The 13,319-nt window shown below is 37.8% G+C and carries 9 protein-coding genes; 6 read left to right on the top strand and 3 right to left on the bottom strand.

All coding sequences use genetic code 11. From position 1 onward, the window contains the following. Positions 1 to 72: 72 nt before the first annotated feature. Genes EHQ70_RS16150 through EHQ70_RS16140 form a run of 3 tightly spaced genes read right to left on the bottom strand, consistent with a single transcriptional unit; the run spans position 73 to position 2,709 of the window. Positions 73 to 990 carry a sensor domain-containing diguanylate cyclase gene (locus EHQ70_RS16150; protein WP_135588104.1) on the bottom strand — a complete coding sequence of 306 codons (918 nt, stop codon included), beginning with the start codon at positions 988 to 990 and terminating at the stop codon, positions 73 to 75. Next, positions 983 to 2,218: a glycoside hydrolase family 172 protein gene (locus EHQ70_RS16145; protein ID WP_135588102.1), complete on the bottom strand. Its 1,236-nt coding sequence runs from the start codon at positions 2,216 to 2,218 to the stop codon at positions 983 to 985. The genes EHQ70_RS16150 and EHQ70_RS16145 overlap by 8 nt, the downstream gene beginning before the upstream one ends. 17 nt (positions 2,219 to 2,235) lie before the next feature. Further along, positions 2,236 to 2,709: a hypothetical protein gene (locus EHQ70_RS16140; RefSeq protein ID WP_135588100.1), complete on the bottom strand. Its 474-nt coding sequence runs from the start codon at positions 2,707 to 2,709 to the stop codon at positions 2,236 to 2,238. 37 nt (positions 2,710 to 2,746) lie between these two features. Here EHQ70_RS16140 and EHQ70_RS16135 point away from each other — a divergent pair, with 37 nt between their 5' ends. From EHQ70_RS16135 to EHQ70_RS16110, 6 genes are all read left to right on the top strand, one after another. Then, entirely contained in the window at positions 2,747 to 5,299 is a 2,553-nt protein-coding gene (locus EHQ70_RS16135) for a [protein-PII] uridylyltransferase family protein (protein ID WP_135588098.1), read from the top strand. A 1-nt stretch (position 5,300) separates the two neighbouring features. After that, positions 5,301 to 6,929, top strand: a complete 1,629-nt coding sequence (locus EHQ70_RS16130) for a glycoside hydrolase family 13 protein (protein WP_135588096.1) — start codon at positions 5,301 to 5,303, stop codon at positions 6,927 to 6,929. 124 nt (positions 6,930 to 7,053) lie between these two features. Beyond that, complete coding sequence (locus tag EHQ70_RS16125) at positions 7,054 to 7,407, top strand: hypothetical protein (RefSeq protein ID WP_135588094.1); 354 nt, start codon at positions 7,054 to 7,056, stop codon at positions 7,405 to 7,407. A gap of 95 nt (positions 7,408 to 7,502) precedes the next feature. Beyond that, positions 7,503 to 8,621 (top strand): efflux RND transporter periplasmic adaptor subunit, encoded by a 1,119-nt coding sequence (locus EHQ70_RS16120; RefSeq protein ID WP_135588092.1) that lies wholly within the window; start codon positions 7,503 to 7,505, stop codon positions 8,619 to 8,621. Positions 8,622 to 8,632: 11 nt separating this feature from the next. After that, positions 8,633 to 11,833 (top strand): efflux RND transporter permease subunit, encoded by a 3,201-nt coding sequence (locus tag EHQ70_RS16115; RefSeq protein ID WP_135588090.1) that lies wholly within the window; start codon positions 8,633 to 8,635, stop codon positions 11,831 to 11,833. Position 11,834: 1 nt separating this feature from the next. Next, entirely contained in the window at positions 11,835 to 13,262 is a 1,428-nt protein-coding gene (locus tag EHQ70_RS16110) for a TolC family protein (protein ID WP_135588088.1), read from the top strand. The last annotated feature ends 57 nt before the right edge of the window (positions 13,263 to 13,319 follow it).

The following is a 13,319-nucleotide window of genomic DNA, read 5'->3' as shown; positions in this document are numbered from 1 at the left end:
TTTTTCGTCAAGCAGGAAGAAGATTGGAGGCTCGAATTTTAGCAGAGTTTATTAGAATCTGCTAAAATTATGTCACACAGGATAAACTTGGATCCGGTTGCGCCCGTGGTTCTTGGCTTGGTAGAGGGCAATGTCCGCCAATTTCAAGATCTCCTCAGGTTTTTGGATGGGATGCACCTTCGTGTATCCAATGCTCAGAGTGATGTTGAGGTAATAGTTATCAAAGATGAAGAAACGATGGTTTTCTACCGATTCCCGGAGTCGGTCAAGGACGATCGTGGCCCCTTCTGTGGTCGTGTCAGGGAGGATACAACCAAACTCCTCGCCACCAATCCTTCCGATCGTATCCTCTTCCCTTAGGCAATCGACAAAGATATTGGCCATTTTTTTGAGAACCAAATCCCCGATGTCATGCCCATAGGTATCGTTGATGACTTTGAAATGATCGATGTCGAGAACAGCAAGGACCGATTCGCGGTTGCGGCGTTTGACCGTGGCGACTGTCTTTTGTAAACTTTCCGAAAAGGAACGTCTGTTTGGTAACATGGTGAGTTCATCCATATAAGCCAAACGTTTCAAACTACTGATGAGTACGTTTTTTTGTTCTTCGAGGCGTCTACGTTCCCGTACATCACGAATGATGGCGGCATAAAACATTTGGTTTTCATTATGAATGGTAAAGGCCCGAATCTCAACAGGAATGGTTCCTTTCGGTTTGGTCACCAGTTCCAGTTCTTTCAAAAACCCGGCAATATAGTGGGAATCTTTCGAACTAATAAACGATTCTATCGAACTTTGTTCCCCTTTTTCATTTGGAGGAAAAAGAAAAGAAAACGTTTTTTGATTTAACTCGTCTTCGGTAAAACCGGTTAACGATTGTAATGCTAAATTACTAAAAAGAATTTTGTTATTAGTATCTAAAACAACAATTGCATCGATTGATTGGGATACAATTTCTCTAACAAACACATCTGTATGAATCTCATTCATTGCCCCAAATTTCCCCATAACCTTTTTCGCTTCGGAATGAATCCCGCCACTTATGGATATGACGAAAATTAATTTCCGGTTTGTTGGTACGGAATTCTTTTTTCGGCAAAACCTTCATTGGTTTTGGATTCAGACCTTGATACCAATAAGCAACAGAGATTAAATCTAAGGTCAAGGAATTTGCATGTCCGTGTTCTAATAAGAATAGGAAATTTCTTTCAAAACGAATGGGGGATTCCACCCAAAATCGATACAAATGAGTTCTGCCAAGCCAACCAATCGAATCAGAAACTCGTGGATATCCGAAGTATGGATGCATAAAAATTTCTTTTGGTGACCAGGCCGTGTTAAAAACATCTTCGGTTCCGGTTCCTTTTAAAGTGGCTTCTGTTTGGTTTCCATCGATAAAAATCAAATCATCACCCTCTCCATACCAAAGTGGTGTGGGAGAATCTACATACAAATTGAGACCAACAAACTGCCCTTTGCCTTCCGTTTCGAGAACGTTAAAGTAATTTTCCTTTTTAAAAACGGTCTTTTCTGTTTCACCAAGAAGTCCCCATTCGTTTTCTTTCCCATTTGTCGTGTTAGGTTTTGTGGAATTTCGATTCCATTGCGCATGGAAACGTAAATTAGAATTTAGTGGTTCCTTCCATTCTTCATAATCAACGTAAAAGTAAAAATTACTGATATCCTCGTCCGATTCATTTTCAATCTCTATCTTTGCTCCTGATTCGAAGGGCATAGGAAAATATGAATTCATAGACTTTCCCTTTTTGGGAGCCGCCACAAGTGGGGCAGAATTCATAATGTATTCCTCTCCCCAACCTTGCCCAAAAAATTCGCCTAACGGAACTTCCACGGAAGGATGAATTTGGTTGTCCCAATACATCCGAATCACCGCATTTTTTCTGGCCATGGGATCTTTACTAGCAAGAGTCATCCAAATATGTTTGATGACTCCTCTAGTTTTGATCTCCGCAATGGTCACAGTTTTTTTCTTTGGAATTTTGATAAAATCATCATTACCGTTTGTAGGATCCGCACTTGATACTCTTTGGTTTTTATAAGTTTTATCTTTCCAAAGAGAAGATTCCCACCCATCAGCAAACAATAAGTTGGTGGAAAGAAACGCAATCAATCCAAAGAAAAAGAAAGATCCCATAGAAAGTAGATTCTTTTCTTTCAGGTTTGATTCTACGAATAATTTAAATTTCTTAAAATACATAAATGATTATATTTATATTATTTAAAACGATTTACCAAACCGAGAAAAATTCCCGCTTGTACGATGGACTGTAGAAAAATTTCAAATGCCACATAAAGATGGATGGAGTTAGAAATTTCAGGAATCATAAAAACCAATCCTTCTAAACTTCCAACGGCTGGCGAAATGGCAGCAATGCCACCAAGAACCGTCCTCATCCAAACTAAAACAAACATCTGTTTACCGAAGGTTTGCAAACGAAACCAGTCCCAAATCGCAATTAGAAAACTCACAATTAAAATGGCCTGGAAAACGAGTGTTGGAAATAACCAAAACATGGCTCTAGACCAAGCCGCTCCATCGCTCGCAGTAATGAGAAACCATCGAAAAACCGCAGTATCACCTTCATAATAATCCTTCATCACCAATTGAAAATAGGGAATGGAAACGAGAAGGTAGGCGGAAAGATGGCTGAAAATAAACTGAATTGTGATTTTAATCTTTGGATTCATGTTAAAGTTGTCCAATAAGGTAGGAACACATCTTAACATGATGAAATCAGAACTCAAGGCAAAACTGCAACGGACCTTTCCAAAAGCCAAAACAGTTTCTTCCGGTAGGCTTTTTACGCGCCAATTGAGTAATCTTGTCGACGAATCCATTCGTGCTCTATTCAACGAAGTCTCTGAAGGAATTCCTTTAAAAGACCATCTTTGTTTGATTGCTGTCGGTGGATATGGTCGAAGGGAACTCGCACCCTATTCTGACATCGACATCCTTTATTTACATGATGGAAAATTATCTGACAAAGTCCTTGGAGAAATCATTTCTAAAATCAATACATTCTTATATAACAACGAAAAGGAAGTAGGCCATTCCTGCCGCACCATCAAACAATCTTTTTTATATTTGGATCAAATCGAAACCTTTCATGCGGTTCTTGATTCCAGGTTCCTTGTAGGTTCCGAAGTTCTATTCCAAAAATACAAAACAGAATTCCTTGGAAAAATTCCCGAAAAAACCATCAAAGTTTTTAATGAGTGGAAACTCTCATATCTTCGCGAACGAATCATCAATTCTTATAACCCGATTTTACTTTCCGAACCCAATATCAAAATAGATCCACTAGGTCTTCGTGATATCCAACATATGTATTGGATTGAAAAAACAAATCCACTCGCTGATTCTGCTGACGGTGGTATTTTTGATTTTTATCTAATTGGGGATAGTTTAAGTCTTTTATCTGCTTATGATTTTTTACTCTTAACAAGATCCGCACTTCATATCATCAGTGGCCGAAAAAATGATCGGTTAGATTTAGGACTCCAACCGGAAGTCGCTGAATTTTTAGGATTTGGTCCGAAAAACGAAATCAAAACTCTCGAATCCTTTATGAGCCAATTTTATAAAGCACAGAAGGATGTGTATTTTTATATTGGAACTTATTTGGATGAAAAAACCAATTTTAACAAAAAACGAATCCAAAAAGAACTTTCCAATCCAGATAGTTTGTATGATGACATCATTCAATTTTTTGCTGAATCACAAAGTAACCAAGAAGAACCTTCTCGTATCGATTTAAATCAAATTAGATTCGCATCACACTTCTTAGATGATGATTTCAAAAATCAAAAATCTGTTTTAGATACCTTTTTGGAAATGTTACGCAAAAAAAACAGAATTGGTCATACACTCACACTGATGCATGAATGTAACATACTCGGAAAACTCATTCCTGAATTTGGAGCTTGTACAAACTTTCCTCTTTTTAGTTACCATCACCAATACACTGTTGATGAACACACACTTTTGATTTTAAGAGAGTTGGATGTTCTGATTGCTGATTTATGGGAAGATCGACAAGTCCAAGACGTATTTAATGTTTGTGAAAAAATTGAAATTTTAGCTCTCGCAATTCTCATTCACGATGCAGGAAAAGTAAAAGAAGGAGACCATAGCCAATACGGAGCAGAGCTTGCTCTCATCATTGCGGAAAGGTTTCGATTGTCGGAAGAAGACACAGAACTTTTACGATTTTTAGTTGCTGAACACATTGTGATGTCAGAGTTATCATCCAAACGAGACATTTATGACCCCAAACTCATTTCATCTTTTGCAAAACAATTTTCTAACGAAAACACATTAAGACTATTGTACATCCTTACCATCATTGATACAAAATCAGTGGGCCAAGGAGTTTTAACTAATTGGAAAAAGGAAATTTTACATTTTCTCTTTAATTCCACTCTCACCTATTTACAAAAAAAAGGAAATCTCACCGATACTCAAGAACGGATCGAATCTACTTTAGAAACCTACTTAATCGAAAAAGAAGGTCTCACTGCAGAACAATCCGAACACATTGTAGAGTTTGGAATGAAAATCAAACCTTCTTCTTACTTAAACTACAATACACCAAGACGTGTTTTCCAACACTTTGGTTTGCTTTATGAATGGCAAAATTCTGGATTATCTTTCCGAATGATTACCGAAAAAGAACCAGCTTTTGTTACCTTATCCATCTTTGCAAAACCAGACAAACAGATGTTACTGTATCTTTCAGGGACCATATCGTCATTAGGACTCAGCCTAGTGGGATTACGATTGTTTCGAACCGAAAAAAACCAACTCATCTTACAAGCGCAAATCACCGATGAATTTGGTAGTGGGGACATTGCGGAAAAACAAATTGCAGATATCGAATTTACGTTAACAGAATGTATCGAAGGGAAAACCAATATCGAAGACCTTGCCTCCACAACTAACATTTGGAAAACATTGCCAGAAATACCCGATGGAATGGTGGAAGAGTTGGTAAAATTTTCAAATGACATTTCTGAATTTTATTCTGTTTTAGAAGTAAGAGTACCCGATTCTATTGGGCTTGTGTATCGAATTTTGAAAACATTACTCGACTTTGAGTTAGAAGTCATTTTTGTTAGGATCTCTACCAGTGCGGATTTTGCTTATGACTCCTTTCATATTCAAACAAAAGATGGTAGAAAAATTGAAGACACGGGTTTACTCCTAGCCATCAAAGAAAGAATTTTGTCCGTCGCACGTGTGAAAGAAAACCAAGGAATCATGGAGATTAATTTTTAATATGGCATGGTGGAAAGAAGCAGTCATCTATCAAATATACCCGCGTAGTTTCCAAGATTCTAATGGAGATGGAATTGGTGATTTAGAAGGAATCATCAATCGATTGGATTACCTCGCAGGTTCCAAAGATTCACTTGGAATTGATGCCATTTGGTTATCACCAGTGTATCCTTCTCCTATGTTTGATTTTGGATATGATATTTCTGATTATGAAGAAATTGATCCTGTTTATGGTGACATCCAAACCTTCAAACGATTGTTAAAAGAAGCTCATAAACGTGGGATTCGAATCATCATGGATCTTGTGGTCAACCATACTTCCCATCTTCATCCATGGTTTATTGAATCCAGATCTTCTGTCAATAGCCCGAAAAGAGATTGGTACATTTGGAAGGAACCAAACCACAATGGCCCACCAAACAATTGGTTGGGTGCCTTCGGTGGTTCTGGTTGGGAATATGACAAACGAACCGGCGAATACTATTTCCATTCCTTTCTGAAAGAACAACCGGATCTGAATTGGCGTAACCCCGATGTAGAAGATGCCATTTTCAAAATGATGAAGTACTGGTTGGATATGGGTGTAGATGGATTTCGATTGGATGTTGTAAACTTATACGTAAAAGATGAATTTTTACGTAACAATGCTTCTTATTTTATGAAGGGTCCAAGACCTTACGACAAACAAGTCCATGCTTACGATCGGGACCGTCCCGAAATGCATGGGATCCTTCGTCGTATGCGTAAACTTCTCGATTCCTATTCCGAAAAACGAATGTTTGTTGGTGAAATCATGCAAGATTTTCCTGGAAATGTTCTCCTACCTGCTACTTACTGTGGTCGTAATGATGAATTACACCTTGCTTTTAATTTTATGTTCCTCTTCTCTCCATGGAAAGCAGAACGATTTTTTCAAATTGTAAAAGATTTCGAATCGGCACTTGGGGAAGACAATTGGCCAAACTACACTCTCTCTAATCACGATTTCCCACGACATATCACTAGGTATGAAAAAGGTGCCGACACAAAAGCACGTGCGGAACTTGCCGCCTGTATGATGTTAACTCTTCGTGGCACACCATTTCTTTATTACGGTGAAGAGATTGGAATGAAACGCCAGAAAGTTGCTTACAATAAAATCCAAGATCCCGTAGGAAAACGTTATTGGCCTTTTCATCCAGGCCGTGACCCAGAACGAATTCCTATGCCTTGGAATGGGTCGGATAATACAGGATTCACAACTGGAACCTCATGGCTTCCTTTATATGAAGAGGCAAACACAGTCAATGTGGAGTCTCAAAAAGAAGATCCGGATTCACTTTTTTTTACTTATAAAAAACTGATTCAGTTAAGAAAAGATAGAAAGTCTTTAAGAAAAGGTAAATTAAAAGTATTACTTAGCACAAACAAACAAGTGCTTTACTACCGAAGAAGAGAAGGCAAAGAAGAAACATATATCTTTTTAAACTTTTCCTCAAAACCTGTGAATGTTTCTTATCCAAGAAAATGGGATCTAAATCAAATTCTGTTCAGCACAAAAAATCGAACTTCCTCTTTTGAATTAGAAAAGGAGTTGGACACTGGCGGATTACTTTTGTTCCCGAATGAAGCTGTTATTTTTGCAAAATAGAAAATTTTTATGAAACAATTAAATTAAACATTTCGTATTAATCTATTAGAGCTGAATTTAGAATTGTTTTAAACTGTTGACAATTCTCCTTTCAGGAATTCGCTGGCAGTAGATGGTTCAGGTTATGACAAAGACTATCGCAAGTAAGATCGCAATCATGCTATTTTCACTTGTATTCATCAGTACAAACACTGAAGGATACCCAGCGAGTCTTACCAACAACGTTAAAACAAAATCTTACAAAACATCAAGTTTGTACGATTTAAACTTTTTCGTTAGCAATATATCTGAACCTAGCGAAGAAGAAGCTAAATTAGATGCTTTCCATCAAAACCACATTCACTCATCTTTATTTTCATATATTCCTTCACCTATTGAACTTTCTTCTGAAAGTTTAAGTTTCCATCTTCAGGAACCAATTTCTAACATCATCTTAGAAAGACAGAAGAACCGCGCTCCTCCAATCAATTCCATCTAACATCTTTTACCTTTAATGGCGCATATCTATGACGCCGGATGATCTTAGATCTAAATCATTTGTTTCAACTTTTGATTGGACAAAGTGAGGATACCATGGAATTTTCTTTAGAGCATAAAAACTCGCATTTTCGTAAATCTCTTATACTTATCATTAGTATATTCTTATTAAATCTAACTTTAGTGAACTGTCATTCTGGCAATCACGAAGAAAAAAATTCACTTACAGCAGCTTACCCTTGGAAACAAGATGTAACGATTGAAAAAAGTTATGTGGCACAAGTAAAAGCCATCCAACGTATTGAAATCAGAGCATTTGAAAAAGGGTACTTAACTAACATCTATATGGATGAAGGGAAAGTAGTAAAAAAAGGCCAAAAACTTTTTCAAGTGATGCCTATGCTTGTGAATGCACAATACGAAAAAGCAAAGGCCGAATATGAATCCACTTCGATTGAATTTGAAAACACGGAAAAACTTTTTAAAGAGAATGTGGTATCTCAAACAGAGTTGTCATTAATCAAAGCTAGGCTGAAAAAAAATAAAGCCGCAATGGACTTGGCACAAATCCATCTTAACTTAGCAACAGTAACGGCTCCGTTTACTGGAATTACCGACAGGTTCCAAGTTCGTTTGGGAAGTTTGGTAGAAGAAGGAACACTTTTAACAACAATCTCTGATATTTCCAAACTTTGGGTTTACTTCAATGTTTCGGAAAAGGATTATTTGAATTTCACAAGTGAAAGAAAATCTAGCGACAAACCATTAAAAGTAAAGTTTCTAATGGCAAATAACCAATTCTTTCAACAAGAAGGAGTCGCTGATACTATTGAAGGTGAATTCGATAGTGAAACAGGAACCATTCCCTTTCGAGCCACATTTTCCAATCCAGAAAGACTTTTACGCCATGGAGAAACAGGAAACGTTGTCGTTCATGAAAAACTGAAAGATGCATTGATCATTCCTCAGAAAGCAACCTTCGAAGTTTTAGATAAACACTATGTTTATATAGTCAACCTGAAAGGTAAAATCAAAGCCACTGAGATCAAAATAGCAAATGAAATTCCCCATCTATTTGTTGTAGAGTCTGGAATTTCTGAAAACGATATCATTCTTTTGGAAGGGCTTGGTAAAGTTCACGATGATGATGTAATCAAATACAAAGTTGAATCTCGTGAGAATATACTAAAAAGTTTTGAATTAGCTGCTCATTAGGAGGTCAATTTATGTTTACTAAATTTCTCCAAAGGCCCGTTCTTGCGATCGTTTTATCCGTATTAATTGTGTTTGTTGGTTTGATTTCGATCAAAAACATTCCAGTATCACAATTTCCTGAAATTGCACCGCCAAGGGTAACCATTACTTTATCCTTTCCTGGTGCGAGTGCACAAGTATTAGTCCAATCAACCATCACAACACTTGAACAAGCAATCAATGGAGTTGCAGGAATGAGATACATGATTTCATCATCCACAAGTTCTGGTGATGCGATCATCCAAGTGTTATTCGAACCTGGAACCAATCCAAACGATGCCCTCGTACAAGTAAAAACTAGGGTCGATCAAATGATGTATCGAGTTCCTGAATTAGTGCGACTGGAAGGAATTTTTGTACAACCTGTACAACCAAGTATGTTGTTGTATGTGAATTTATACAGCAAAGATCCAAATGCGAGTGAGAAGTTTCTTTATAATTATGCCACAGTCTTCTTACTTCCCGAATTAAAACGAATTCATGGAATTGGACAAGCCAAGATTTTAGGAACAAGACAGTACGCCATGCGTGTTTGGTTGAATCCAGATCGAATGCGAGCCTACAATGTAACTACATCCGAAGTGATGAAATCCATCCAAAACCAAAGTATCATTGCAAGGCCAGGTCGGCTTGGACAAAGTTCCGGAAAACAAGCACAATCCTTAGAGTATACTTTGACTTATGAAGGCTGGTACAACGAACCTGGGCAGTATGAAAACATCATCATACGAGCCAAAAATGGTGGAGAGGTTCTATACTTAAAAGATATAGCAAAAGTTGAACTGGATAGCGAGTTTTATAATATTTATTCCGATGTGGATGGTCATCCCGCAGCAGCCATCATGTTCAAACAAACGGAAGGAAGTAATGCAAAAGAAGTCATCGAGGATATCAAATCAAAGTTAGAGGAACTGAAAAAAACATTTCCCCCACAAATGGATTACAAACTCAGTTATGACGTTTCAAACTTTATCGATGCCGCAATCGAAAAGGTAATTCATACGCTGGTAGAAGCCTTCGTTCTGGTTGCCATCGTTGTTTTTATCTTCCTTGGAGATTGGCGCTCCACGCTCATTCCCATCATAGCAGTTCCTGTATCCTTAATTGGTGCATTTTCTTTTATGTTGGCTTTAGGTCTTACCATAAACTTGATTACACTATTTGCGATGGTTCTTGCCATCGGAATTGTTGTAGATGATGCGATTGTTGTTGTGGAAGCAGTGCATGCAAAAATGTCAGAAGAACATTTAAGTGTCTATGCATCTGTAAAAAGTGTTTTAGGAGAGATTAGTGGTGCCGTCATTGCCATCACACTCCTTATGACAGCGGTTTTTGTCCCTGTAACTTTTTTACCGGGGCCTGTGGGAGTTTTTTACCGACAGTTTGCGATCACAATGGCAACTTCCATCGTGTTATCAGGATTTGTAGCCTTAACACTCACTCCAGTGTTAACAGCCATGATTCTAAAACCACATTCTCACGATAAAAAAACTCACAATCCCATCGATATCTTCTTAACCAAATTCAATTTCTATTTTGATCAAGTAACAGAAAAATATGTAAACTTAATGCATCGTTTTTCTGGATCGAAAGTGTTTATTGTTTCCATCCTTCTTGGTTTTACAGTTGGATTTCTCGTACTAACACAAATTGTTCCTGCTGGATTTGTTCCAGGAGAAGACCAAGGTATGATTTACGCCGTCATACAAACCCCTCCCGGATCAACGATTGAAAAAACAAATGATGTCGCTCGCAAACTCCAGGAAGTTGCACTTAAAATTGAAGGTGTGGACTCAGTTGCGTCCCTTGCTGGATATGAAATCCTAACAGAGGGTGAAGGTTCCAACGCAGGAACATGTCTCATCAGTTTAAAAGATTGGTCTGACAGAAAAAATTCCGTTCACGATGTGATGGAAGAACTCGAACACAATACAAAAAACTTCGGTGCCATCATTGAGTTTTTTGAACCTCCTGCCGTTCCAGGATTTGGAGCCGCGGGTGGTGTTATGTTTCGATTGTTAGACAAAACAAATAGCGGGGATTATACGGCATTCGATAAAGTTCATGAAGAGTTTATGGGTGAACTTAGAAAGAGAGAAGAGTTAACAGGATTATTTTCTTTTTATTCAGCAAAGTTTCCTCAACTCGAAGTGAAATTGGATCGAAAACTGGCGATGCAAAAAGGTGTCAACATAGGCGAAGCCATGGATAACTTGGATATCCTTGTTGGTAGTACTTATGAACAAGGATTTATCCGTTTTAACCAATTCTTTAAAGTTTATGTCCAATCACTTCCTGAATTTCGTAGGTTGCCATCTGATATTTTGAGTTTATTCACTCCAAACGACAAAGGTGAAATGGTTCCTTATTCAGCGTTTTTGTCTCTCGAACAAAAACAAGGCGCTAACGAAATTACAAGATACAATGCTTACACATCATCGGTAATCAATGTTTTGCCGAACAAAGGTTATACGACTGGTGACGCCATCCAAGCAATTCGCAAAGCTTCTCAAAATTTACCTTCAGGATTTGAAGTGGGTTGGGAAGGTCTTTCCTACGATGAAGCTGCCAGAGGGAATGAAGCGATCTTTATCTTCCTCGCGGTGATTGTATTCGTTTACCTTGTTCTCTCCGCTCAATATGAAAGTTTCATCATTCCATTCTCAGTGATTCTATCACTTCCACCAGGAATTTTCGGAACCTTCTTTCTATTAAAACTTTTAGGTCTTGCCAACGATATCTATGCACAAATTGGAATGATTATGCTAATCGGTCTTCTTGGGAAAAACGCCGTGCTCATTGTAGAATTTGCAAGGCAAAGGCAAGAAGCTGGTTTAACAGTATTTGAAGCTGCTCTCGAAGGGGCAAAAGCTAGATTTCGACCCATTCTTATGACCTCCTTTGCCTTTGTTGCCGGTTTATTACCACTGGTTTTTGCAACAGGACCTGGAGCCATCGCCAATCATACAATCGGTGCTTGTGCGTTAGGTGGTATGGTATTCGGAACTATCTTTGGAGTGGTCATCGTTCCAGGATTATACATCATCTTTGCAAACATTGCGAAAGGTAAAACTTTAATCTACAAAGAAGATCTTATGCCACTCTCAGAATCACCAGAGAGTTACAGAACTTCAGAACTCGAAAGAAAACAATTAAAAAGGGGAAAGAAGTAAGATGAAACGAATTATCATTACCTCAATATTTTTATTCACATTCTCTTGTATTCCCGCTCTTTTAGAAAGAGACAAAGAGGATTTAAAACTTCCTGATGAATTTTCAAATTGGGAAAGTTCCGAAAAATCGGAGAAGTTGGCAAATCAAATTTGGAAGGAATTTTTCAAAGAATCACAGTTAGTCGAACTCATTGACGTGGCGATTGAAAACAACCAGGAACTAGCCATCTTAGAACAAGAGATTAACATTTCTAACAATGAAGTGTTTGCAAGACAAGGGGAATACCTTCCCAAATTATCCCTCCAGGCTGACGGTGGAAGCGAACAAAAAGAACGGTTTAGTACACCAAATGCAAATTCCCCTACTCTCTTTGCCCACGGTGGCCTTGTGATGAGTTGGGAAATTGATATTTGGAAAAAATTAAGAAATGCAACTAAATCAGCTTATCTTCGTTATCTGGCTGGAATCGAAGGAAAACGATATGTTGTCACTAACTTGGTAGCCGAAATTACGGATACTTATTTTGAACTGATCGCCCTCGACAACCAACTCAGCTTGGTAGAGAACTATATTGAAGTACTAACCAAAGTCAAAGAGATTGTTGTTCTCCAAAGGGAGGCTGGTCGAACAACCTCACTCGCCGTAAAACGTTTTGAAGCAGAAGTTTCTAAAAACTTAGCGCGAAAGTATGATATCGTCCAAAGAATCGCCATCACTGAAAACCGTTTGAACTTTTTACTTGGAAGGTTCCCAGAAAAAATCACAAGAAAGTCTGGAGATTTTTTAGATATCACACTTCCTGAAATTCAAAAATCAGTTCCTGTTGATCTTTTAGAAAATCGACCAGACATCAAACAAGCTACCTTGATTTTAGAATCTAGAAAATTGGATGTCGAAGTGGCTCGAGCCAAGTTTTATCCTTCACTTATGATTGATGGAAACATTGGATATGAAGCTTTTAATTCTAAACATTTTAAAGGAACACCTGTATCGTTAGCTTATGGTTTAGGTGGTGGAATCATTGCCCCACTCATCAACAGAAAAGCCATTGAAGCAAACTATGCAACTGCAAACAATATGCAGATCCAAGCTTTATACAATTATGAAGTATCACTCCTGAAAGCTTTTACAGAAGTCACCAACCAAATTGTAAAAATAAACAATTTAAATCAAAAGTTTGAAGCAAAAACCAAACAAGTATTAAACCTAAAAGAATCCGTAGAAATTTCTAACATTCTTTTCAAAGCTGGCCGCATCGACTACATCGATGTTTTATTCACACAACGCGATTTCTTAGAAGCTCAAATCGAAGTATATGAATTAAAATACAGCTTATTAGAGTCTAACGTTGGTTTGTATAAAGCACTTGGTGGCGGTTGGAGAGGTCAAAAAGAACCGGAAGGGGAAAGAAAAACGAGTAACTTCTAAGTTACTCGGAATTCGTATATCATCTTAAGGAGAAATCAATACTTCAAGAATAATCCG

Source organism: Leptospira congkakensis (genome assembly GCF_004770265.1).
GTDB classification, from domain to species: Bacteria; Spirochaetota; Leptospiria; order Leptospirales; family Leptospiraceae; genus Leptospira_A; species Leptospira_A congkakensis.
The sequence above is the reverse complement of the archived record's forward strand: the minus strand, read 5'-3'. Positions and strand labels throughout refer to the sequence as shown.